The sequence below is a fragment of the Erythrobacter sp. HI0063 genome (genome assembly GCF_001635685.1).
In the GTDB taxonomy this organism is placed as follows: Bacteria; Pseudomonadota; Alphaproteobacteria; order Sphingomonadales; family Sphingomonadaceae; genus Qipengyuania.
Map to the genome: position 1 here is coordinate 1 of NZ_LWFF01000235.1, position 23,172 is coordinate 23,172.

General features: G+C 59.5%; 26 protein-coding genes and 1 pseudogene. 13 read left to right on the top strand and 14 right to left on the bottom strand.

Annotated elements, in window-relative coordinates:
• Both opgC and A3736_RS18190 read left to right on the top strand, forming a co-directional pair.
• Positions 1-862: OpgC domain-containing protein (opgC, locus tag A3736_RS16675; protein WP_082851368.1), on the top strand; the 862-nt coding region annotated here is incomplete at its 5' end.
• A gap of 56 nt (positions 863-918) precedes the next feature.
• On the top strand, positions 919-2,370 hold the full coding sequence (locus A3736_RS18190; RefSeq protein ID WP_067681159.1) for an oligosaccharide flippase family protein: 1,452 nt from the start codon (positions 919-921) through the stop codon (positions 2,368-2,370).
• Between the two features lie 64 nt (positions 2,371-2,434).
• On the opposite strand, the gene A3736_RS07510 is transcribed toward A3736_RS18190, so the two are convergent.
• From A3736_RS07510 to A3736_RS07535, 6 genes are all read right to left on the bottom strand, one after another.
• Entirely contained in the window at positions 2,435-3,970 is a 1,536-nt protein-coding gene (locus A3736_RS07510; protein ID WP_197465538.1) for an SGNH/GDSL hydrolase family protein, read from the bottom strand.
• A complete protein-coding gene (locus tag A3736_RS07515; protein WP_233999306.1) occupies positions 3,940-4,344 on the bottom strand; it encodes a hypothetical protein in 405 nt (134 codons plus the stop codon). Before A3736_RS07515 ends, A3736_RS07510 begins: the two co-directional genes overlap by 31 nt.
• Positions 4,345-4,523: 179 nt before the next feature.
• Entirely contained in the window at positions 4,524-5,363 is an 840-nt protein-coding gene (locus tag A3736_RS07520; RefSeq protein ID WP_067681165.1) for a hypothetical protein, read from the bottom strand.
• Positions 5,360-5,860, bottom strand: a complete 501-nt coding sequence (locus A3736_RS07525; protein ID WP_067681168.1) for a DapH/DapD/GlmU-related protein — start codon at positions 5,858-5,860, stop codon at positions 5,360-5,362. The genes A3736_RS07520 and A3736_RS07525 overlap by 4 nt, the downstream gene beginning before the upstream one ends.
• Positions 5,853-6,323 carry a glycosyltransferase gene (locus A3736_RS07530; protein WP_067681171.1) on the bottom strand — a complete coding sequence of 157 codons (471 nt, stop codon included), beginning with the start codon at positions 6,321-6,323 and terminating at the stop codon, positions 5,853-5,855. Before A3736_RS07530 ends, A3736_RS07525 begins: the two co-directional genes overlap by 8 nt.
• Entirely contained in the window at positions 6,320-6,715 is a 396-nt protein-coding gene (locus tag A3736_RS07535) for a hypothetical protein (RefSeq protein WP_233999307.1), read from the bottom strand. The genes A3736_RS07530 and A3736_RS07535 overlap by 4 nt, the downstream gene beginning before the upstream one ends.
• A 443-nt stretch (positions 6,716-7,158) precedes the next feature.
• On the opposite strand from A3736_RS07535, the pseudogene A3736_RS07540 reads away from it, so the two are divergent.
• A pseudogene (locus A3736_RS07540) lies at positions 7,159-7,978 on the top strand (NAD-dependent epimerase/dehydratase family protein).
• A 91-nt stretch (positions 7,979-8,069) separates the two neighbouring features.
• On the opposite strand, the gene A3736_RS07545 reads toward A3736_RS07540, so the two are convergent.
• Complete coding sequence (locus A3736_RS07545) at positions 8,070-8,264, bottom strand: hypothetical protein (protein ID WP_156502035.1); 195 nt, start codon at positions 8,262-8,264, stop codon at positions 8,070-8,072.
• A 449-nt stretch (positions 8,265-8,713) separates the two neighbouring features.
• On the opposite strand from A3736_RS07545, the gene A3736_RS17920 reads away from it, so the two are divergent.
• The gene (locus A3736_RS17920; protein WP_233999308.1) at positions 8,714-9,445 is read left to right on the top strand and encodes a PA2169 family four-helix-bundle protein; all 732 of its coding nucleotides are present in this window, start codon (positions 8,714-8,716) and stop codon (positions 9,443-9,445) included.
• Positions 9,446-9,627: 182 nt separating this feature from the next.
• Here A3736_RS17920 and A3736_RS07555 read toward each other — a convergent pair whose 3' ends face one another.
• Positions 9,628-10,599 carry a sensor histidine kinase gene (locus tag A3736_RS07555; protein WP_067681183.1) on the bottom strand — a complete coding sequence of 324 codons (972 nt, stop codon included), beginning with the start codon at positions 10,597-10,599 and terminating at the stop codon, positions 9,628-9,630.
• Between the two features lie 889 nt (positions 10,600-11,488).
• On the opposite strand from A3736_RS07555, the gene A3736_RS17925 reads away from it, so the two are divergent.
• From A3736_RS17925 to A3736_RS07585, 5 genes are all read left to right on the top strand, one after another.
• Positions 11,489-11,728 carry a hypothetical protein gene (locus A3736_RS17925; protein ID WP_067681190.1) on the top strand — a complete coding sequence of 80 codons (240 nt, stop codon included), beginning with the start codon at positions 11,489-11,491 and terminating at the stop codon, positions 11,726-11,728.
• Positions 11,725-12,426 carry a guanitoxin biosynthesis heme-dependent pre-guanitoxin N-hydroxylase GntA gene (gntA, locus tag A3736_RS07570; protein WP_067681193.1) on the top strand — a complete coding sequence of 234 codons (702 nt, stop codon included), beginning with the start codon at positions 11,725-11,727 and terminating at the stop codon, positions 12,424-12,426. The genes A3736_RS17925 and gntA overlap by 4 nt, the downstream gene beginning before the upstream one ends.
• Positions 12,423-13,010 (top strand): DUF1989 domain-containing protein, encoded by a 588-nt coding sequence (locus A3736_RS07575; RefSeq protein ID WP_067681196.1) that lies wholly within the window; start codon positions 12,423-12,425, stop codon positions 13,008-13,010. The genes gntA and A3736_RS07575 overlap by 4 nt, the downstream gene beginning before the upstream one ends.
• Positions 13,003-13,551, top strand: coding sequence for a DUF421 domain-containing protein (locus A3736_RS07580; protein WP_067681199.1), 549 nt, complete (start codon positions 13,003-13,005; stop codon positions 13,549-13,551). Before A3736_RS07575 ends, A3736_RS07580 begins: the two co-directional genes overlap by 8 nt.
• Positions 13,552-13,655: 104 nt before the next feature.
• Positions 13,656-14,789, top strand: coding sequence for a S1C family serine protease (locus A3736_RS07585; protein WP_067681202.1), 1,134 nt, complete (start codon positions 13,656-13,658; stop codon positions 14,787-14,789).
• Positions 14,790-14,960: 171 nt separating this feature from the next.
• Here A3736_RS07585 and A3736_RS07590 read toward each other — a convergent pair whose 3' ends face one another.
• From A3736_RS07590 to A3736_RS07600, 3 genes are all read right to left on the bottom strand, one after another.
• Complete coding sequence (locus A3736_RS07590; protein ID WP_197465539.1) at positions 14,961-15,437, bottom strand: Hsp20 family protein; 477 nt, start codon at positions 15,435-15,437, stop codon at positions 14,961-14,963.
• A gap of 232 nt (positions 15,438-15,669) precedes the next feature.
• Positions 15,670-17,289: a chaperonin GroEL gene (gene groL / locus A3736_RS07595; RefSeq protein ID WP_067681205.1), complete on the bottom strand. Its 1,620-nt coding sequence runs from the start codon at positions 17,287-17,289 to the stop codon at positions 15,670-15,672.
• A gap of 57 nt (positions 17,290-17,346) precedes the next feature.
• The gene (locus A3736_RS07600) at positions 17,347-17,661 is read right to left on the bottom strand and encodes a co-chaperone GroES (protein ID WP_067681208.1); all 315 of its coding nucleotides are present in this window, start codon (positions 17,659-17,661) and stop codon (positions 17,347-17,349) included.
• 490 nt (positions 17,662-18,151) lie between these two features.
• Between A3736_RS07600 and A3736_RS07605 the strand changes: the two genes are divergently transcribed.
• Positions 18,152-18,421 carry an usg protein gene (locus tag A3736_RS07605; protein ID WP_067681211.1) on the top strand — a complete coding sequence of 90 codons (270 nt, stop codon included), beginning with the start codon at positions 18,152-18,154 and terminating at the stop codon, positions 18,419-18,421.
• Positions 18,422-18,441: 20 nt separating this feature from the next.
• Here the strand turns inward: A3736_RS07605 and A3736_RS07610 are convergent, their stop codons facing one another.
• Entirely contained in the window at positions 18,442-19,794 is a 1,353-nt protein-coding gene (locus A3736_RS07610) for a rhodanese-like domain-containing protein (RefSeq protein WP_067681214.1), read from the bottom strand.
• A gap of 137 nt (positions 19,795-19,931) precedes the next feature.
• Here A3736_RS07610 and A3736_RS07615 point away from each other — a divergent pair, with 137 nt between their 5' ends.
• From A3736_RS07615 to A3736_RS07625, 3 genes are all read left to right on the top strand, one after another.
• The gene (locus A3736_RS07615) at positions 19,932-20,909 is read left to right on the top strand and encodes an endonuclease/exonuclease/phosphatase family protein (RefSeq protein ID WP_082851371.1); all 978 of its coding nucleotides are present in this window, start codon (positions 19,932-19,934) and stop codon (positions 20,907-20,909) included.
• A gap of 82 nt (positions 20,910-20,991) precedes the next feature.
• The gene (locus A3736_RS07620; protein WP_067681220.1) at positions 20,992-21,603 is read left to right on the top strand and encodes a hypothetical protein; all 612 of its coding nucleotides are present in this window, start codon (positions 20,992-20,994) and stop codon (positions 21,601-21,603) included.
• A 56-nt stretch (positions 21,604-21,659) separates the two neighbouring features.
• Positions 21,660-21,938: a hypothetical protein gene (locus A3736_RS07625; protein ID WP_067681223.1), complete on the top strand. Its 279-nt coding sequence runs from the start codon at positions 21,660-21,662 to the stop codon at positions 21,936-21,938.
• 275 nt (positions 21,939-22,213) lie between these two features.
• Here A3736_RS07625 and A3736_RS07630 read toward each other — a convergent pair whose 3' ends face one another.
• Both A3736_RS07630 and A3736_RS07635 read right to left on the bottom strand, forming a co-directional pair.
• Positions 22,214-22,705: a hypothetical protein gene (locus tag A3736_RS07630; protein ID WP_067681226.1), complete on the bottom strand. Its 492-nt coding sequence runs from the start codon at positions 22,703-22,705 to the stop codon at positions 22,214-22,216.
• A gap of 2 nt (positions 22,706-22,707) precedes the next feature.
• A complete protein-coding gene (locus A3736_RS07635; protein ID WP_067681229.1) occupies positions 22,708-22,983 on the bottom strand; it encodes a hypothetical protein in 276 nt (91 codons plus the stop codon).
• Between the last annotated feature and the right edge of the window lie 189 nt (positions 22,984-23,172).

The following is a 23,172-nucleotide window of genomic DNA, read 5'->3' on the forward strand; positions in this document are numbered from 1 at the left end:
TTTTTCTAAAATTAACAGATATTTCTATCATAGATCAATTGGTCGCATGTTCAAAATAATGGCTGCCAATTGTGTTCTTATACTGCTGATTTTTTCGGTTGTATCGATGTCCCCGACTGAGGTTGGGCAGGTGACTGGCGTCAGCCTGAATGGATCAGCCAATTGGAATGCAATAACCAGTGCCTTGACAATGCTAGATGCACCGTTTCTTGCTACGATCCTACTACTTTACGTAAAAGTCATAGCTATACTAATTTTGTTTCGGTTGGCACTTCGCAGAACTCGTTTGATTGTCACCATTTCACTAGCAATCTACGCGTTTTCGCAAACGCGAATTTTGTCGGGACTGCCTTGGTTGGAAGGGGATTTCAACCCGCTAAGCTGGCAACTGGCTTTCGTCATCCCTGCTGTGACGGCTAAAGAGTGCGCCGTTTGGCTCAATCGAAGTGTGAACGGGCGCGGTTTTGTCGTGGCTGTACCGTTCATTCTTGTGATTCTCGGCTTTGTTCTAAAGGCCAGCCTTCGCTATCTTACCGATATCGACCTTCAAGAACAGTTCCTGTTCTCCAAATCACATCTGGGCCCTCTGCGCATTTTGAGCGCGATCGTTTCGTTTGTTTTTCTATTTCAGATTTTCAGTTATCTTCAGAAATATTTCCCCAAACTGGGAAATATTTTCGGTGCTATAGGCGCCAATTCGCTGGAGACCTTTATTGCCAGCGTCGTCGCGGTTTATGTCGTGGGCGCGCTTTGGCTTTTGCAGCCTAGCACGATTTCCTATTGGGCGTTTTGCCTCGCGGGATCATTGGCTGTGGGCGTTTTCGGATATCTTTTCACGCAATGGAAGCGGATGGCGATCTAGGCGATTGAGGCACGCCTGGACTGCGAGCCGAACTTTGCGAAACCTAAGATGGAACCATGAAACTCGCGCATTTCTTCTGGTCCGGGGTTCGCAACTGGGGCACGCGCCTGGGCAGCGTGGTGCTGTTCCTGATCGTCGCGCGCATTTTGAGCGGGCACGAACTTGGCCTGTTCAGCGCCGCCATCGCCATTCTCGCCATCGCGGAACTGTTCGCCGATAACGGGATCGGCGATGCCGTGGTGCAGGCGCGCAAGCTGAACCCGGGCGCTCTGAGCGCGGCCTTTCTGGTCAATCTGGGGGCCGGGATCATTCTCGGCATCCTGCTGTTCGTCTTCGCCGAGCGGCTGGAGATATGGTTCGGTGCCGATGGCCTGGCGCCGCTGCTGCGGGTCCTGTCGCTGGCGCTCATCCTCAACGCGGCGAGCTATATCGCGCAGTCGATCTTCCGGCGCGAAATGGCCTTTCGCTGGCTGGCCGTGCGCGCGTTGATCGCCACGTTCATCAGCGGCGCGATCGGCGTGACCATGGCGTTGATGGGATATGGCGCGTGGAGCCTGGTGGCGCAGGCGATCATCCTGGCGACCATCAATTGCGCACTCATCTGGTGGCGCGCGCCGTTCAATCCGCTGGTGCGCCCCGATTTCGGTGCGGCGAAGGGATTGCTGCGTTTCGGACTGTCGCTGCTGACCGGGCGGGTGCTGTATTATATCGGCACCCGCGCCATAGAACTGGTCCTGCTGTACCGCCACAGCGCCACGATCCTGAGCTATTACGTCATCGGATCGCGGCTGTATTTCGTGCTCGCCCAGATGATCATGGCGGTGCTGATCGATGTGAGCTTCGCCACGCTGTCGCGGATCGCGGATGATCGCGTAGCGCTGCAGAACGCTTTCCTGCCGATGATCCGAACCGCGTCCATCGTGGCGGTGCCGATCTTCCTCGGGCTGGCGGCGGTCGCGCCCGAAGCATGCGTGGTGGCGTTCGGCGACAAGGGAGAGGAGGCGGCGGTCTATCTCCAGATCGTGGCGCTGTTCGGCGCCTTGCAGGTGACCCAGCACTTTCTGTCGAGCATGTTGGGCGTCGTGGGCCGTCCCGGCGTCGCCACCGCGATCCTCGCGGTCCGCGCGGCGCTGGTCGCTCTGGTCGTCCTGCCGGGATGGGCGCTCGACCCGGTTCAGCTCGTCCTGCTGAGCACGGCGACGCTGCTGATCACGCTGCCTTGCGATTTCTACGCGTGCCGACGGGTCGCCTCGCTCGGCACGATGGCGATCCTGAAGGCGATCGCTCCGGCCTATCTCGCGGGGGGAGCCATGTTGCTGGCGGTCCTCGCCGCCCGCTGGGCCCTTGCGGGACAGGTTCCGGACGTTTTCCTGCGGCTGGCGGTGCTGGCCGGGATCGGCGCGCTGACCTATGCCGTGCTGCTGTTGCTCTTCGCGCCCAAACTCGTGCGCTCGCAGATCCAAGCCATTCGCGCCCGTATTCGCGGCAAGGCGCGGGCGGCGGGCTGAACGGTTTCGCGCAAAAACAAAGGTGGGCGAGCTGCGGCCCGCCCGCCCACCACAGGCGATCGCGTCAATTCAGGTTCCACGCGGGACGCGGATCGGCAATCTTGCGCAGGATCGGAGATCCGATCCTGACCGTCCCGGTGCCGCCCGCGCCCGTATCGAAGAACAGGCGCACAACGCGCGAGGCCCAGCGCAGCATGGTCGTGCCGGCGGGAATTTCCATCCGCGTCGTCAACCATGTCGATCGACCCGGCACGCTGGCGCTGTTTTCCGCAGTCCACAGATAGCCTGTATCAAAGGCATCGTTGAACAGAGCCGCCGGCCCTTCACCTGTGTAGAGGCGGCCGACCCAACCCGCCCACTCGTCGAACTCCACCGGCACGTCCATCTGGACCCAATCGCCGCTTGCGAGGCCGAGCGAGGAGAGGGAGGGATTGCCGGTGCAGCGGAAATCGAAATACTGGTAATCGCTCGTGTCGCCAGATGTGTTGGTCACACTGACGATCTGGCGTTCGTTTTCGGGCGAGAGAACCTCCTTCGCGCCCACGGCGGTGGACTGGCCGCGACCGCGTGTCAGAGTCATTCCGGTCGCCACGGTGCCGCTGGCACCGGCTCCGAGAGTGCCCGAAACGCCCTTCAGCCCCTTGCGGATGAAGAGGTTGTCGGCGGCAAGAGGGTCGAGCGCGGCGCGGGCATCGCCATGCGTCACCATCGACCGAAGGATCGGCAGCAGGATCTCCGCCCGTAGCACGCTCATCCGGATATTCGGATGGACGCCATCGGTCTCGAACAGCGCGCGGTCAGCCGATGCTGTCCCGTCGATCGCCACGGTGTCGCACAGCTTCACACCGGGTCGGGCAGCCTGCGCCCTGATCCACGCGTTGACCGCCCCGAGCGTCGAAAAACGTGGATCGCCCTCAGGCCAGTCGAATCGCCACGCCACGCTTTGCAGCACGACCCAGACGCCATGGCTGGTCAGCAGCGCGATTTGCCGGTCGAGCGCAGCGATGATCGTGGAAGCCGAATTGTCCGTGCCATGAGCACCGCCGACTCCGGAATTGATGTCGTTGGTCCCGATATCGAGATAGACGATGCCGGGCCCGCGATTGAGGACATAGGGGGTTCGATTGATCGATCCGGGCACGCTCGATGTGGCTAGAAGATGCTCGCCGCCGATCCCGTGGTTCGCGCCGCCGGTCGCGTTGAACAGACTGGGCTTATCCTGTCCGAATGGCGCATCGGGCATGGCGAAAATGTCGAGATTGAAGCGCCCGTCCAGCGCGGCGATCACAGGCAGGACGCCGCGCGCACGCTCTTCCGTCCCGCTTATGGTGGAGCCGGAAAAATTCGCGCGATAACCGCGCTGGATGAAGCTGTGGCCCAGGCCAGCGATTTTCGTGCGATTGGGCAAGGGGAGCGCGGAGGGATCGAGCGGTGGAACGCGTGGCACGGGGGCGGCCTGTCCGCCGCCGAAGAGGATCGGAGCCGTCCCGACCGCCTGTGCCATCGCCATATGGCCCGCCACCAGTCCGCTTGCGCCGACGAGCCCGCCGACAAATTGCCGCCGCCGCATCAGGGCACCCGCGCGAGGATGGCGTTGCAAGCGCTCGATCCGCTCGGGGGCGCAATATCGACGACTGCGCCCGATCCCAGCGAAACCAATGTGCCCCCTCCCGTATCGCTTGTATTCAAGCTGTGCAGCGCCAGCATCGTCGCCCCGTCCGGCCCGCGATAGCGCAGCACCAGAGCGCCGCCATTGTAGGACGCGCAGGACTGCGACAGCGCATAAATGCCGCCATAAACGGTTGCGGGCGCGGCGGGTGCGTTCGCGGTTACGAGCTGGAACGCCTCCTGCTTGGCGGCCGTGGGCAGCGGTTCAGTCGAGCTGGCGGGCACGCAGCTGCCATCCGCCTGGGCAATGCAAGGGGCGTAGATCGGGGCATAGCCCGCCGGCGCCTCGATACGAGGGGCCGTCATCTGCGCTGCAAGCGGGAAGAGAGATGGGATGGGAAAGGCCGCCGCGACAATCATCGCGAGGGAAAGGGGTTTGGACGCTAGCATATCGGTATCTCCATTTTTGGAGTTCCCCATATGTTCCATAAAACCGCGTGTAGGAAAGCTGTTTTTCGAAGCCCCCCCTTGATCGTCAGCGATCGTCAGCCGCGCGCCGTCGTTGCCAATGCATCGCGATATTCGGAAACCGGCAGTTCCCCGCGCGCGACCAGCGCCGCCCCGACCAGCGTCTTGCGTCCCAGCGCCCACAGCCCGGCTGGCGAAGAACCGCCATAGCGACGAATCGCAAGCAGCGCCCCGCCGTAATATTTCGCTCGGATGGAGGGATCGAAATCGCGATGTCCGATCATGCGCGCATCGACGAATCGCGCCGTGCGCGCTTCCCGAAACGCGCGGAGGGCAAAACCGGTATCTTCTCCGCTGCGTGCCGGAGTGCCGAGCCCCAGAGTCTCGTCGAAGCGGCGGACCGACTTCAATATTCGCCCGCGCAGCAGCACCGTGTTAGACGATGCAAAGGACAGCACCTGTTGCAGCGAAGGCGTTTGCCATGGCGCATCGGGCTGCCACGTCGCCGCCGACCCATAGCGGCAGAACCACAGGTCGAGATCGCGGTCATCTCGGAACGCATCGTATACGGCTTCGAGCGTACCGGCCGGATACCAAGCATCGTCATCGGGGAAGCCGATCAAATCATCGTCGAGATCCTCCTGCGCCAGAACGGTCTCAAGCATGCGATTGCGCGCCACCGATAAAGGCAATTGCGCCGTGTCCGATGTCACGCGGACATCGCCGGGCACGCCGATGCTATCGACGCTCGCCGCCGGATCGTTACAGCATTGGAGCAGCAGATGGTGATCGACCAGCGCATGGGGACGAGCCTCGCGGAAGGCCGCGACCGAAGCGAACAGCCGCCGCAATTCTTCGTCCCGCCCGCCTTTGGCATTGGCGGTGGTAATCAGGATGACGCGATCGGAACTGCTCATAGGGAAGCGCCTTCCGAAGGGGATGTGAAAGTGTCGGGCGAAGAGCCCGGAGGCGTCGCCGGCGGCTGATCGGCCGACAGAAACCGACCGTAATGGCCGACCTCGATATCGCTTCTCACAATCTTGGCGGGATTGCCCGCGACGATCGATCGCGGCGGCACATCGCGCAGCACCACGGCCCCGGCGGCCACGATGCTGTTGTCGCCAACCCGCACACCCGGCATGATCAGGCTGTGCGCGCCGATGAAGCAATTCTTCCCGATAATGGTGTCCCGATAGATCCCACGTGTGCGATCGTGGCACAGGATCGATGTGCGAAAGGCGATATAGGTATGGGCGCCCACATGGACGCCCTTGGGGTAGGTGCGATCCATCTTGGCCGACAGCGACATGACCACCGTGGGATCGATGGTCATTCCCCAGAAGCGATTATAGAACGCGATCCGCGACCGATTGAGCGAGCGTTGCAACCAAAGCAGCTTGTTCAGGCTAGGCATGGATGAAATCCCGTAGGAAAGTGGTAAGCGCCGGCAGCTTGGGCCCTTCGCCGAGATGGAAAGGTTTGAGATCGGGGGTTTCGAGATGCGCGGCCAGCTCAGTCTCGTCCATAGCGACGTAAATCCCCTCGCGCGCTTCGACTGCGGCAACGGTCGCCAGTTGGTGCTCGTTGCGATGCTCGCCCAGGCTGGCGCGGCGCGGCATGAGGATCAGCGGCTTGCCCAGCCTGCCGGTGCCCAGGATCGTGCCGATGCCAGCATGGCCCACGATCACCGAAGCATCCCGCATCGCCCCGTCGAACTCCGCTGGCGCCATCGCCGCGAAGGTTTCCATATGCGCGTAATGGGCTCCGGGCTCACAGGTCTGGGCGGTCACCTTCAAGCCGCGTTCGCCGGCGATCCCATCCAAAGCCGCCAACATTCTCGGGAACGGCAACTGCGTTCCGACCGTGGCGAAGATCACAGGACCGATCCTTCGTACCGGCCGCCTTCGCGCAGCGCGACCTCCGGCCATTGCGACAGCCATTCGGTGGCATGCCGCTTGGCCTGGCGTCCGGCCATCGACGGCTCTTCCGCATTGGCGATACTGTCGATCCAGATCGTGCGCGTGCGCATCCGGCGCGCCAACATCATGGCCAGCACGCCGGGAAGCGCCCCCGTCGACACGAGGACATGCGGCCGTATCTTCAGGAGAAGCACCAACAGCTTCGCAGCGCACAAGGCTGCACGTAGCGGCTCGTGGCGGTTGCAATCGGGCACGATATGCACACTTTCGAGCCCGGCGCGCTCGCCAAGCCCTTCAAGCGTCGTCACGAAGGTGATCTGCGTGCCTTCGAAGGCGCTCCGCAGGAGCATCATCTGCTCCCAATGGCCCCCTCCGGAAGCCACGGCGACGACTCGGCGCTTTTGCCCCACGCGTGTCAAAAGGCCACCGTTTCACAACCTGAAACGTGCATTCCCCTGTATTTTCCGAACACTACCAACCACCCCATTGGATTGCTTCGCCGACCCCGGAGCCAAACCTAATTTCTCAATTTAACTTTGGCTTGTTCGCTGACATATTTGCGGCTGGACGATGGATCCGTCAAGGCAGGAAGACGGAGATTGAGCGTCTTGGCCTGGTAACATGGGAGGCAGATTGCGGTTTGCCAGAGGCCAATCGTGCTCGCCACACGACGCGCGTCCCTAGGGTTTGGGGGCGATTGCTGGCTCCGCGATTTGCGATCGAGTAGGCTCGGGCACGAGAATTTCTGCCTAAACAAAAGTAAAATCACGATAAACAGGATAGATTACTCAAGATGACGCCATCCAGAGTGCTTGTGCTGGTCACGGGCGGTGCTGGTTATAGCGGGAGCCATGCAGTGGCCGCGCTGCGCGATGCGGGCTGGGATGTGGCGGTTATCGACAATCTGCGGACGGGCTTTCGCTACGCAATCCCGGACGACGTGGCATTTTACGAAGACGGCATTGAGAACAAGGCCCTGAAGACGCAGATTTTCTCCGAGCGAGGTATCGGTGCGATCATGCATTTCGCTGGGTCGATCATCGTGACCGAATCCGTCGAAAAGCCGTTGAATTATTATCGCAACAACACAGTGAATAGCCACGGACTGGTTACCACCGCGATCGCGGCGGGGATCCGGCATTTCATCTTTTCGTCAACCGCGGTGGTTTGTGGAAATCCGACCGCAATTCCGATCGGGGAAACCCATCCGACCGCGCCGATCAATCCGTATGGCAGGTCCAAGCTGATGACCGAGATGATGCTCGCGGACACGGCTGAAGCGCACGTTTTCAATTTCTGCGCACTGCGATATTTCAACGTCGCCGGCGCGGACCCCGATCTTCGAACCGGGCAGTCCACGGCGGGGGCGACCCACCTTATCGAGGTCGCGGTCGAGGCGGCGTTGGGCAAGCGAGACTATGTCGCGGTCTATGGCACCGATTACGATGCCGCCGACGGCACCGGCGTGCGGGGAACCTTCGGCTCTGGTCAGCGAAAATGCATCTATCCTGCGCGAGCTGAAATGGCAGCCGCGCCATGACGATCTGGAAACGATCATTCGTCACGCGCTCGCGTGGGAACGTAAGCTAAGCGAGATGCAAACAGGGCGTTGATGCCGCCCCCTTTCGATTGCAGCGCAAGTCCTATCGATTGGCCCGGCCGCGACCGGTCCAACCATGCTGTTTTCGCAGCTATCGGGAGCGGTCAGATAATGGCTGACGCCGCGAGTACGGCGCACACGGCCAGCGCCGCATATCCCGTCCAGCGCGATAAGACCGCTTCGATGTCCCGCAAGCGCGTGGTGATCGGAAGGACCGGGGTGGCGAAACCCTGTGGCCCACGCGCGGCGGCCGCAAACCCTTCGGCACGGATGAATTGTTCATGGTCTTGATGCATCATGGATCGGGTCCTCCAAATGCATGGTGCACGTCGAAAATTAAAATTTCGTATAGAACCAGACGCGGTGCGAGTTGGAAACCGGCGCGCTTCTCACCTGACGTTCGAGGGTCGGTTCGATCGCACACAGTAGAGCTTCGGGAAAAGCCTGCCCAAGCCTTCAACCCTGCTCGCGGCCATGAGTGAGCATTGCCGTCCCGTTCATACTCCTCGCGCCGCGTATCGCGTGGGCACGGAACTCGCACCTCGGCTGATGTGAGAAATTGGGTGAAAACTAAGAGCGACGAACCGCGCATCACCGCCTCAAAGAGTGCGGTTTTCTGCGGCTGTCTCAGGACAATGGAGCGGGTAGCGAGAATCCGCCTCACATCCACGCTGCCCTCAACACCGCAGAAAACCATGGTTTTCTGTTTGGGTGGGAAGGTGTGTATCCCACCATGTGAGAAGGTCAAGTGGTGCAGACAATGTCCGCATTTTGCGATGACGCTGGGCGATACTCGCTCGTCGATGAAGAAAATCTTTATGTGAAAATTCGGCAGCTTTGCGCCCTCAAATCCGCCATTCCCAACCGCCTTCGGCTCGACCTAGAAGCGGACATACGGTTGCGTGCAGCTGAAAATGGTGCCGAGGACCTAAGGTCACGCCGTTTATCGCACGGATCGCGCAATCCGGCTGGGATTTCAACAATTAGCGGGAGCGCGCGGCGCGGGTTTGGGTTGGGTTATCAGTATCAACTCACGAGGAACTTCGACATGAGCACTACCACATTCAAAAGCCTAGTCGACACCACGATCGATTCTGTCGAGGGTTATCGCAAGGCGATCGAGAAGGCGAAAAGCCCGCATCTCAAAGAGGCACTTCAGCGGCGGCTCGCAGCGCGCGAAGCCACTCTGGAGACGCTGAACGGAGAACTGCGGCGACAGGGTGACGAGTTAGTCACCAAGGGTACCGTGACCGGTGATCTTCACCGGCTTTGGACCGAGATCGCCGACCTGTTCGAGAGCGGTGACAAGGCTGCTGCCGAACGCGTCGAGGAAGGCGAGGATTACATCAAAGAGAAGTTCGAGAAAGCTCTGAAGGGCGACACGTTGACACCTGAAGAGCGTGCTGTGGTGCAGAGCAGCCTCAGCGAAATCGCCGAAGGCGAAGCTTTCGGCGATGTGATCGAGAAGGAATACGACTAACGCTTATTTTGGCGGTTCCGGGATGCGGGGGCATTGCTCCCGCATCCCATTATCGTGCGAGCTTGAAGCTCCAGCATGAGCTTCGATTCAGCAGATCCGACAAGGATTTACACACCAACTATTCGGCCCTTCGTGGACTGGCCCTTTTCCCAATCCGAGGGCCTATCAGGCAACGGCGTGCTTCATGCGATATCCAGCGTGATGTGACACTCCAGGCCTTCGGGCAGAAATCTTTGCGTCGTAGTTCCCTCTGCCGCGAGCGCTTCTGCAATAAGCATCGAGCCAAACCCGTCGCTGGTATCGGGATCGACGGGTGGTCCCCCATGTTCCTTCCAGAGTATATTCAGGGTTTCCGCATCGCGATCGACCCGGATCTCGATGCGCCCCTCATCGGCAGACAGGGCGCCATATTTCAGCGCGTTGGTGAGCAGCTCGTGGAAAACCAGGGCCAGGCCCTGGGCAGCCGAGGCAGACAACTCGGTTTCGTCTAAGACAATCAGGCCAATGCGTTCGCCGACGTCATCGAAGACTGACAATTCCTCCCGCAGAATGGTGCTGGGCTTCATCGCGCCGGCTGTCTCGCCAGCCAGCAGGTGATGGGTTCGTGCCAAGGCGCCGACCCTGCCCTCCAGGGCTTCTGCAAAAGCTGGAATGTCCTGCGCCCGCCGAGCCGATATCTTTACCATCGACCTGATGATTGCCAGCATATTGCGAACGCGATGGTTGAGTTCCTCGGTAATGAGCCGGAGCCTCGCCTCGCTTTGCTTGGATTCGGTTATGTCGACGACGTGACCGATCAGCTTTTCGACATCGCCTGCTGGATTTAGCAATGGGCGACCAGCGGCCCTGATCCAGCGGATCTGGCCGCTGGCGGTCCTGATCTGGCATTCGAACGACCATTCACGCTTCTCTGCGATGGTGGCCTTCTGCAGCTCATCTACCCTTTCCCGGTCGATCTCCATGACATGCTGCAGGAATTGGTCATAGGTCCATTTCGGGAGCAGTTCGGGATAGCCGAAGATCTCGTCGTGCGTCCTGTTTCTAACGGCTTCACCCGATTGGAGATCGAGCTCCCAAATTCCGATGTGGCCGGCTTCGAGAACCAGGCGAAGATGGTCGGCACTTCGGTTCTCGAAGGGTAGGAGATCAGGCATTCGGATTGCTTATGCCGACAGTAGCCGGAAGTCATCAAGTTAAGCGCACCGATCACCAGAGGAGGACCGCAAGCACATCGTCTCGAAGGCCCCTCACAGAGGTCCACGCGCAGACATTGGCCGCGCTATCGAGTTGAATGTAGAAACAGGAAAGGATGGAGAGAAATTCCTTCGATCATTCCGACGCTCTGAAACCGCACTTCATCGATTTTGCGTGAAGGATCCGATCTTTCCGGGAACTTCTCGCATCAAAATGTCTTTCATAGTCAAGCAGTTGTCGCTGCCCATAACCATGGTGTTCTACCGCTCTCGGCCTTGAGCCCAGACGCGGAATGGATGTCAAAGAACCTTGCAAGATTGAAGATGAGGAAAGCGGCTTCCCATGCCCAACTATGTCTTACGATCGCTCGATGAGAACGCGAAGCCCGTATCGGAATCGACGTTCGAGTGCCTATCGATAGCCGGCGCGCTTGACCGGGCGCAGAAACTCGTCCGGGGCCATCACGCTGATCTGTATCAGGACGGGCAACCCGTATGTTCGATGGAGCTTGTTACGGAAACAGGTGTCTGGCTTGTCGGCGGCCCTCGCCGGGGATGCTCGGAATCTACGCTCGACGAAAAGGCGGTGGCATAGCGTGACGCCATGTGGTCCCGCCGATCGCCTGGATGGTCCGCCCGATCGCTTGGCCGCAATCGTGTATCTGCGTCCCCTCGACGTAGGTCGATTAGAACGCAGTTGGACGGTGGCAGTTCATGAATGCGTAAGTTCGGTTGAGGTCGCGCCCCTCCCCCATGCCGCCATATCTTCGGGCAGGATTAGCAGGTGCTCCGGGTACCGATTGGCAAGCATGGCGGCGATTGCGGTCGGTCATTAGCGAATGAGGTGTGCGTGTTCACTCAGCTTAATCCCCCGCTGCCGGTTCTGATCATCGACAAGGGCGCAGGCCTGGCATTCGCAGTGATCGACTATGGAGCGGAGCATAATCTGATCTGGGTGACCGCGCTGGACGATACGGGCGAGATCTGGTGCGCGCCGAACCCGAAAGTCCGGATGCAGGCGAACTGGACGATGGGCCGGGAGAAGGACCGAAACTTGGAACCACCCCTTACCCCGAGGTCTACGCAATGAACCCTGGAGTGCTCGCTGTAGAAGAACCCATAGCCGAAGATATCGAGGCAAGGTTTCGTGCGCATATCTCGGACACCAGCTTTCCCTGCGTGGGTGCAAAGTCGGCTCAGGCCCGCAACTTGCTCGAGGTCGTCGTCGCCTACGATATGCGTAGCGGCTGGGACGACCTGCGAATTCACGACAGCCTGCTGAAATGGGCCGACCGGTACCGCGAAGATCCCGAAGGGTTGCGCAGCATTGCGGTTGTTTTCCAGTATCCCGAAACCCTCTGCGAGGGCGAGTTCGAGAGGCTGCTGTGGGAGAGGCTGCAATCCTTTGCGGAAAAAGACAACTGGCTGGGCCAGCCCTATGACCCTTCTGTGAGTTCCAACCCCGCCGATCCGCATTTTTCGCTCAGCTTCGGAGGGGCGGCATATTTCGTCGTGGGCTTGCATCCGGCAGCATCGCGGCCGGCTCGCCGGTTCGCCTATCCCACCATGGTCTTCAATCTTCACGACCAGTTCGAGGCCTTGCGGACTGATGGCAGGTATGAACGGATGCGGGAAACCATTCTCGAGCGCGACCGTAAACTCGCAGGGGATATAAATCCCATGCTCGCCCGTCACGGGGAGAGCAGCGAAGCAAGGCAATATAGCGGGCGGCTGGTCACCGACGACTGGACCTGCCCGTTCAAGGATCCCCGTCAGGAGGAAAAATGAACCGCATCGAGCCTCGAACAGGGGTCGCTTTCGAATTGTCACGAGGTGACAGGCTGACGGTTCGCGATCCCGATGGGGGGCAGGTTTCGGACCTGTTAGCCTACAATGCGTCCGATGTAGGTGAAACAATCTCCAATGGGCGGACCTTCGATTACGAGGAAACCATCCGCCTGGGAAAAGGTAATCGCCTCTGGTCCAACCGGTCGAACCCGATGCTGACAATCGTCGAGGATACGGTAGACCGACACGACTTTCTGCTGACGCCCTGTTCGGAGGACACATTCCGTCATTTCTATCCGGACAAGCCGCTCCATCGAGGCTGCTTCGGCAATCTCGCCGAAGCCCTTGCGCCCTATGGAATTTCGCCCGATGCGATTCCGACCGCTTTCAATATCTTCATGAACGTGCCGGTCGATGGGGATCGCGGTACTCTGGCCGTCGAGCCGCCCGTCAGCAAAGCGGGCGATCGCATCGTCTTGCAGGCGGAGATGGACCTTGTGATCGGTTTGACCGCCTGTTCCGCCTATGCCTCCAATGGAGGCTCTTTCAAGCCGATCGACTACGAGATTTCCTCGGATGCCTGAAGCATTCAATATAACCTCCGACTGGCCGCGCATTGCCGAAATCGCCGGCAACGCCATCCTGTTCTACGTGATGATCATCGTGATGGTCCGCCTGGTCGGCAAGCGGACCACCAGTCAGCTGAACAATTTCGACTGGATCATTAACGTCACGGTTGGCAGCCTGGCTGCTAGCGGAATCCTTTTGAAGAACGTCGCAACGCTTGACGCGCTTGTCGCGATTGCGGTGCTTGCGCTCTGTCAGTACGCAACGACCCGGTTGGTTTGGCACAGTCGACGGCTTGCCCATGTCGTCAAGGCAGAGCCAACATTGCTAACGCACAAAGGGAAGTTTCTCCGCGATGCAATGAAGCGAACACGGATTACGGAAGAGGAAATCAAGAGCGCATTACGTGAGCATGGCATCACCAAGAACGACGGAGCGAACTGGGTCGTCTTGGAAACCAATGGCAACCTCTCGGTGGTGCCGCGGCAGGAGATAAAGTGGGAAGAAGCTGAAACGCTTTCCGATGTGCGGGCGCCCAACCGTATGCCCGGAAGGTGACGCGTTCTACCCTATATAGGCGCGAAGACCGGTCGGCGACATTCAGTGTGCATCGATAACGCCATGGCCATTGATCGCGACAGCAGCTGTTCTATCTACCAATCATGCGACCTGCGCTGGCGAACCCTGTTCAAATTTCCCGGATCTGGCTAGCTTCACTGATCGTCATGAACCTCTTGCTACTCGCCGCTGTTGCTTCCCTGTTTTTGACCCAGTCCAGCCCGGTCGCTGAAACGCGAACGGTCACGCCGAGGGGGGAACTCGGTGCAGACGAGCGCGCAACGATCGATCTGTTTCGCAACGCCCGCGCATCGGTGGTCTTCATTTCGACGCGGCAACGCGTCGCCGATTTCTGGACCCGCAATGTCTATAGCGTTCCGCGAGGATCGGGATCGGGTCTCGTGTGGGACGAAGCCGGACATATCGTAACGAATTTTCACGTCATTGAGGGGGCGTCGGAGGCCCAGATCCAGCTCGCCGACGGGCGCCAGTTTCCCGCCCGCCTGGTCGGAATCAGCCCCCAGCATGACCTTGCCGTGCTGAAAATCGGAAAGGCGGGCTTCGCGGCCCCGGCGCGTGTTCCCATCGGCACAAACCACGATCTCCAGGTCGGGCAGAATGTGTTTGCCATCGGTAATCCGTTTGGCCTGGACTGGACCCTGACAAAGGGGATTGTGTCGGCGCTCGACCGTTCGCTCCCGAACGAAAACGGCCCGGATATTCGCCATCTGATCCAGACCGATGCGGCCATCAATCCGGGCAATTCGGGTGGCCCGCTGCTGGATTCCGCGGGCAGACTGATTGGCATCAATACGGCAATCTACAGCCCCTCGGGTGCATCGGCCGGCATTGGGTTCGCTGTGCCGGTCGATACAGTCATGCGTGTCGTACCACAGCTGATCGCCGAGGGGCGTTATACGCGTCCCACGCTGGGTATCGAAAGCGACGACGAGATCAACGACCGCCTCAAACGGGCCTCCGGGATTGACGGCGTCTTCATCCTGCGCGTCGATCCCGGTTCGGCAGCAGACCGCGCCGGCATAATCCCGGCCCAGCGCACGAGACGGGGCGTGGCGCCAGGTGACATCGTCACCGCCATCAACGGAGTACCTGTGTCGCGCGTCGGTGATCTTCTGGCCCGCCTCGACGACTATCGTGTGGGACAGACAGTTGTCCTTACGCTGGTGCGCGGCGAAGCGGAGCGAACCGCGAGACTCACGCTGGAAGCGGGAAGCTAGCGATCAGGATCTCACGCGCTTCGTTGTCGTCGGCAAGCAGCAAAGGCGGGCATTAGGCCGCTCTCGAACACGTGATTGGCTCTGCGGCTGGCCAAGGACCCGACTGACTCGCCAAAGGCGGGACGGATGCAGCCGCACCCGTCCCGCCGAACGTCCGATACTGATTGAAGCTTAAGCCGCCTTCTGGTCGGTCAGCTGCGGCGCGTCATCATTGTCGTGGCTGCCGCCTCCGATCTCGATCTTGCGAGGTTTCATCGCTTCGGGAACGACGCGCTCGAGCGAGATGCTGAGCAGGCCATTCTCATAGGAAGCCTCCTTCACCTCGACAAAATCGGCCAGCTGGAACCGACGTTCGAAGGCACGAGTGGCGATGCCTCGGTGAACGAATTCGACGCCGTCCTCGTCCTTCTCGTTCTTCTGCCCCGAGATGACGAGCTGGTTCTGCTGGGCCGTGATATCGATCTCGTCACGGGCAAATCCGGCCACCGCCAGAGTAATGCGGTAGCTATCGTCGCCGGTGCGAACGATATCGAAGGGTGGGAAGCTTTCCTGCGCATCGGTGCGGAAGCTGTTCTCGAGCGCGTCGAACAGGCGGTCAAATCCGACAGTCGAGCGTCGATACGGACTCAGGTCAAATGCAGTTCTCATTTCCAAATCCTCCTTGTTGAGCAATCTGGGCGTGAGAGGCGCCGGACCGAAAGAGCCGGCGCCCTCTGTCCAACCGGACCCATTCTTGGCGTCCGGCACATCTATAACTAGGAACGAGATCTCGAGTTTCAAGAATTTTTTGGTTTTTAAACCATGTTTTTCAGGTTGTTAATGCAAAACAGGCGCGCTCGGTGTGAGCGCGCCTGTCCGGCCTCCAGGAGAAAGAAGCGCCTTAGAAATCCATCGAAGGCATCGAGGAGGGACTGTCTTCCTTGGGTAGCTCAGCTACCAGCGCTTCGGTGGTGATGAGCAAAGAGGCTACCGACGCGGCATCCTGCAGAGCAGTCCTAACGACCTTGGCCGGGTCGATCACACCCGACTTGACCAGATCTTCGTATTCGCCTTTCGCTGCGTTGAAGCCGTGATTGTAGTCATCACCCTCAAGCAGCTTGCCGACGATGTAGGCACCGTCTTCCCCAGCGTTCTCAGCGATCTGGCGCGCCGGAGAGCGCAGCGCCCTGCGTACGATGTCGATGCCTGACTGCTGGTCGTCATTTGCTGCCTGCAGGCCGTCGAGCGCCTTAAGCGCACGAAGCAAGGCGATGCCGCCGCCCGGGAGGATACCTTCCTCGACAGCCGCGCGGGTCGCATGCAACGCGTCGTCGACACGGTCCTTGCGTTCCTTGACTTCGACTTCGGTTGCCCCGCCAACGCGAATGACGGCCACGCCCCCAGCGAGCTTTGCGACGCGCTCCTGAAGTTTTTCCCGGTCGTAGTCGCTGGTGGTCGTCTCGATCTGTGCGCGGATCTGGCCTACCCGGGCGTCGATGTCGGCCTTGTTGCCCGCACCGTCGACAATGGTCGTATTGTCCTTGTCGATGATCACCTTCTTGGCGGTGCCCAGCATGCCAAGCGTGACGTTCTCGAGCTTGGTTCCCAGTTCCTCGCTGACGACATTGCCAGCGGTAAGGATCGCAATATCCTCCAGCATCGCCTTGCGGCGGTCGCCGAAACCAGGCGCCTTGACGGCAGCGACCTTGAGCCCGCCACGAAGCTTGTTCACCACCAGTGTCGCGAGCGCTTCGCCTTCGACGTCCTCTGCGATGATCAGCAGTGGGCGGTTCGACTGAACGACCTGTTCGAGTAGCGGCACGAGTGCCTGCAGGTTCGAAAGCTTCTTCTCGTGGATCAGGATCAGGGGGTCGTCGAGTTCGACCTTCAGCTTTTCGGTGTTGGTCACGAAATAGGGCGAGAGATACCCGCGGTCGAACTGCATGCCCTCGACGGTCTCCAGCTCGGTTTCGAGGCTCTTCGCTTCCTCGACCGTGATCACGCCCTCATTGCCGACCTTGTCCATGGCTTCGGCGAGGATGCGACCGACGGTTTCGTCGCCGTTGGCCGAAATCGTCGCAACCTGCGCGATCTCGCTATTGGCAGAAACCTTCTTGGCATGGCTCTCGAGGTCCTTGACCACAGTGCCCACGGCAAGATCGATACCGCGCTTGAGATCCATCGGGTTCATCCCGGCGGCAACGGCCTTGGCCCCTTCGCGAACGATCGACTGGGCAAGAACGGTTGCGGTGGTCGTGCCATCGCCGGCCTTGTCGTTCTGCTTGTTGGCGACTTCGCGCAGCATCTGCGCCCCCATGTTCTCGAACTTGTCCTTGAGTTCGATTTCCTTCGCGACGGTTACGCCGTCCTTGGTGATGCGGGGCGCCCCGAAGCTTTTCTCGATCACCACGTTGCGTCCTTTGGGGCCGAGGGTGACTTTGACCGCATTTGCAAGCGTATCCACGCCGCGGAGCATGCGATCACGCGCGTCCGACGCAAACTTTACTTCCTTTGCAGCCATTTTGGCCTGCTCCTTTCGTTTCTTCCTTCGATTGAACTGAAGATTTGATCTCGTGGCTTACGCCGCTCGCTTGAGTTCGGCGGTGGCTTCGATGATGCCGAGGATATCGCTCTCCTTCATGATGAGCAGATCCTCGCCCTCGATCCGCACCTCGGTGCCTGACCACTTGCCGAAAAGGATGCGGTCGCCAGCCTTGACTGCAAGTTCGACCGGCTTGCCGGCCTCGTCACGCGTACCGGGCCCCACGGCCACGATCTCGCCTTCCATTGGCTTTTCCTTGGCGGTGTCCGGGATGATGATGCCACCCGAGGTCTTCTCTTCGGCCTCGAGACGGCGAACCAGCACACGATCGTGCAAAGGTCGGAAATGCATGCATAACCTCCATTACAAAGCGATATGTCTAAAGGTGTCTCCCCCGCATTCGGCAGGAGACCTCGGCGATCTAGTTTTGGCCAAAATCGGCTTCAAGTGGTCCGCTGAAAATTTTTGACGCGCGTTTGCCAGCCCGCGCCAAATCGGGGTTTTGCCGCTCCTTATCAGGGGCTTGACGGGCCAGATCCGAGGTCCAAAATATTCTTGGCGGATCTTCCGCAGTGAGTGACGAGCGGCGAAGCGGAAAGGAGGATGACCCTATGTCGCAACCATTCTCACGTTACCTGCACCCTTTCGATGAAGCGCACCACCCTTCGCCAGAACCGGAGGTTAAGCACGCGATTCTCGCGTCATGGGTCCGTAAATCCAACGCACTTGAGATCGGGTCTGCGGGCCGTCGCTTGCCCGAACCCGAGCGATCGGAAACTGCACGAGAACTCTTCCCGGCGAAAGGCTCGATCTACGGGACCCACGGGCGGAGACCTTCGCTATGACCGACCGGGCGTTCCTGGTTCAGCTGGAGGGATACGGTTTGACTACGGCTGAGATTTGTTACGCCATGCCGGATTATCCCGCCCTTCTCCAGATTTTCGCGTGGCAGGAGTACGACGCGGCACCTGATTTTCCTGTGCTCTTCGATTTTCTTGATCATTGGCGGCGCGAGATAGATGCGGAAATCAGGGCAGTCCGTATCGCCCACGAAGGGATGATCCGGCCTGCGACTTGGCGGTCTGCAGATGGTGTTATCTCATGGGAGTAGGCGGCGGTTCGGAAACCCATTTATGAATGCGCCGCCTTCCAGGCGCCCATCGAACCCAGATACACATCGAGATGGTCGAACCCGTGCGCATCGAGCCAGCCGGCGGCCACGGTCGCGCGCATGCCGCTTGCGCACATGAGCGTATAGCGTTGGCCGCGGTCGAGGTCTTTCCACTTCTCGTTCAGTTCGCCGACGTAGATATGACGCGAACCCTCGATCGCCTCGGCCTCACGCTCGTCTGCGTCTCGCACGTCGAGCAGGGTCCAGTCGTCGGGCTTTTCCTGCAAGCGGCGCTCGACTTCTTGCGTGCCGATCATCGGAATCGAGCGCATGGTTTTCCCCGAGGCTGCGGCTGGAACGACGCCGACATAACCCCCGACGATGTTGTCGAGCGCAATCCTCACCAGATGCTCCATCGCGGTTGATAGCTGGTCCTGCGACGAAGCCACCAGCGCGAGCTTTTCGCCTTCGCCGATGAACCATCCGGCAAAGGCCGGGATCATGCCGACCGGCAGGTTGATGCTGCCCGGCAGATGCCCCGCCGCATAGGCAAGCGGCTCGCGGACATCGATAACCCTGTCGGCTTCGCAGGACGACAGTTCGCCAAGGCTCATCGGCTGGGGCTTGAGCACGCGCGGTGCGGCCTCGCCGCCCACCAGGTTGAGGTGTTCCATCAACCGGAAATAGGGCGGCTGGTAGTGGTTTTCGTTGACCTTGCGGTCGATGAACGTGTCGCGATCCTCGATCTGGAGCATGGGGTTGTTGCGGCGCTCGTGACCGACCGTCGAAAACTCCCTGTCCGCCATACCCGATCCGCACACCGAACCGGCACCATGTGCGGGATAAATGATCGCCTGGTCGCCCAGATCGCAGATCTTGCGAAGCGAGTCGAAAAGGAGGCCCGCGACCTCGCGCTTGCGATCGGGATAGAAATCGGTTCGGCCAACATCGCCGACAAACAGCGCGTCGCCGGTGAACACGCCGACAGCCTTGTCGGGATACTCGCTATCGAAGATGGCATAGGCGACGTGGTCGAAGGTATGGCCCGGAGTTTCGAGGACGCGGATCTCGAGCTGTCCGATCGCGTGGCAGTCGCCTTCTCTCGTGGTCTTTGCGTATTCCACCTCGCCGTCCGCGTTGGGGCCGTGGAACACCTCCGCCCCGGTCAGCTCTGCGAGGATGGGCGCACCGGAAACCAGGTCTTCGTTGCGATGGGTCTCGAAGATATGGGTGATCCGCAGCCCCTCGCTCCGCGCCTTCTCGACATAGATCTCGCAGTCCCTGCGAGGATCGATGACGGCGGCCTGACCGCCCGCTCCGACAAGGTAGGAGAGATGGGAAAGACCGGGTGTTTTTATCTTCTCAATCAGCATTTTTCGCCTCCTGATCGCTCAATGTCGCGAGAGGCGGGCGGGTTCCGGGAACAGTCATCTATGACAGGACCATCTATGACAGGACCACAAGTTCGGAACAGTTCGCGCTCTCAGCCGCTGAAAAATCAGCAGGGGAGATGAATGTGAAGGTTTTGTCGAAGACCCTGTCGGCGGCAGCTGTAATCCTGTTCCTGGCGGTGGTGGTATCACTGCTGCCCAGCGACAAGTGGTTTATCCGGACGGTCGACCTTGTGCGCGAACCGCTAACCTATCTTGCCGGCCTATTGCTGATCGCAGCGCTGTTCGTAAGATCCTCGGGTCGATGGTGGACGGTGGCAACGCTAATTGGCGTCATCGTGATCAATCTTTGGCGAATGTGGCCGTATAATCCGGTGGCCCAGACCCAACTAGCGTTGAATAACGAGAGCGCGGCAGCGGAGCGCTGCTTCACCGCGCTATCAGCCAATGTGAAGATCAAGAACAAGGGTTACGGCCGCATGGTGGAGCAAATCCGCCGCTACGATCCAGACCTACTGTTCCTGATGGAGACCGATCAACAGTGGATCAACGAGCTGGGACCTGTGCTCGCGGCATATCCGCATAGTTATCGCCATCCACAGCCTGAGGCTTTCGGCCTTGCCTTCGCTTCCCGCCTCGAAGTCGTGAAATCGAGTATCGTCGAGAACACCCACAGAGACACCCCCACGCTGTATGCCACGCTTCGTCTGCAAAACGGAGCAGCGGTCGAGTTCATCGGGCTTCACCCCAAGCCTCCGCTGCCGGGGTGGAACACCGAGCTACGCGACGAGAACATAGTAAACGCAGGGATCCAAACACCGGACCGCCTGGCCGACGCTTTTGTCATGGGCGATTTCAACGATGTCCCTTGGTCACGCACGACGACCAAGTTTCGCGAACAGGGAGGTTGGCGCGATCCACGCATAGGCCGAGGTGTATTCCCGACATTCCCGTCCGACTGGCTGTTTGTCGGATGGCCCCTGGATCACATCATGGTGAAGGGCCAACTGGAACTGGTTTCGTTCGAAATTTTGCCAGACAATGGGTCCGATCACCGGGCGGTGTGGGCAAAACTCTGCGCACTTCGTGGCCAGTGAGGCTTGGGGAAAAAGTTTGAACCATCACCGGCGCCATTCATTGAGGGGGCGTTAGCCTAGTCACACAACAGGGGAGTTTTGAGTGAAATATCCATTTCTGACCACCGTCGCCGCAGCCTGCGTCGCGGCTGCCGGTTGCAGCTCCGAGGACGTTGAAAACACGCCGATAGATGACATCGATGAAGTCGTCGTCGAAGACGACGAAGGTTACCCGGTTGCGGGCGAATTGACGACCGAACAGCAAGCCAATTTCGACGCCCTCGACCGTGATGCGGCGGTGGAGGAATATGATACAAATCAGGCGGCGCTCGCGGTGACAGGTTCGACGGAAAGCGATGCAGGTAGGGTCACCTCTGACGCCACAGGTAGCGCCACCTCCTCCGATGATGCGCCTGCGAATAGCGCTACTGCTGAAGCGGGCTCCAACATCAAACCGCTGAAAGCGCGCAGTGCGATGGACTTCGTATTCCTCGACCGGAACGAGGATGGCCAACTGTCCGTAGCGGAGTATGCCATCTGGGCCGTGCGCTCCAACCCGCGCAAGCCGAAGGAAAATGACGAAACCCGCCCGTTCACGTCTCCGGACCAGATCAACGAGGCAGGAAAGACGTTTTTCTACTTCGACAAGGACGGTGACACCTTTCTTTCGCCCGATGAGTTCAGTGCGGCGCGCGCCAGCGCGCGAACGCCTTGATGATCCAGGAGTGTCAGGTTTCGAAACCCTGAGACCGAACCAATAGGAGGAATAGAATGAATAAACTCGCATTGATCATGGCCGCCCCGGCTCTCGCCCTTGTTGGCGCCTGCGGAGACGACAGCGCAGTTGAGGAAACCGGCGATGCGCTTGAACAACAAGCAGACGCTGTCGAGGATCTCGGCGACGAACGGGCAGAGCAGCTCGAAGAAATGGCCGACGACGCCTCGACCGACGCACGCGAGGATGCTTTGAACGCGCGCGCCGAAAAAATTGACGATGTTGGCGATGAGCGGGCTGATGCCCTCAATGAAACCGCCGATGAAATGGAATGATCGGCAGATAATCTTGCGGCCCTTGTTTTCCCCTTGGTGTCGCAAAGAGACCCTCGCCTAGACGGCGGGGGTCTCGCTCTCAGCGGTATGCGAGCGTATTGGAGGTACTGCGTATTTAACGGCTAGTATCGCCTTGCGAGTATCCGTTGGAATTCGCTGCGAAGCCAATATTCTCGGGCAATCTATTGGTAGTCTCGATTTGCACAAGTACCCGTTCAGCGCATGATCGGAGATTCGTTTGAGTATGACATACGGCATGCGCACGACGCTACATATCAAACATCTTCGTGCGGCGTCACATTCGCTATCAACGTCTTGATCGTTGAAAACAGCAACGTAACCATCGCTACGAGCAATGCACTCAGCAGCACCACCAACCAATAAAGAACGGTGTAGAGTGCCGGGAACCAGCTATCTGGGACCTCGTCGAACTCTCCGATTGGCATGGTCATCAATAAAAGCATGATGACCGAGCCGGCCAACAACCAGGCACTGAGCATACTGATCCGATAAACCCGCCGGTACATGCTGGGATCGAAATCAGCGTCGGCGCGCCGGACCAATCCCAACATGGTGAGCATCAAGGCCATGGTGGTCGCTGCGCTGGCCGCAATGGCACTGCCAAGATAGAGGGCTGGCTGACTGAGTGCCTCTATCATCTCACGTGCGTGAAGGCTGGAATAGATAGCGCCGTTCGCCATATGACCGGCAATCCCAACCGCCACAACGCCGCACGCCGCTAGAGGGGCAAGGTAGGGCAATTTCATCTCTAAGCTCCCGACCCTTGTTGAGGTCCATTCACGCTGTCGGGGCGAATAAGATAGCGATAAACGCCCCACAGGTTGATCAAGAGTAGGCAGATATTCTGCCACCCAATGCCTTCAGCATCCTCGCTTAGAAAACCCCAAGCAATCAAGGCACAGGATGACGTGACGAAGAGGACAAAAGCCCAGCCTGATACGCGCCGGCTAACGTTTGAGGCGACCACAAACGCAGCAATTACGGCCGCTATCGCGCCATACCATTCAAGCACATCAAGCATCATATTGGGCGACCCTAGAGCACTCTCGACGCGGCTCGACTGATTTCGACACCCGATGACCCCGCCTTCGAGGAGCGTTGAGGGGCCCAGTCAGTGTTCGCGGCGATCAATGATTTTTCAAGACTAGAGCGCACAGGACAGGTGAAGTTCGCGTGACATGCAATGGAAGCGCGCTAACGGCTGTTTCGTTCC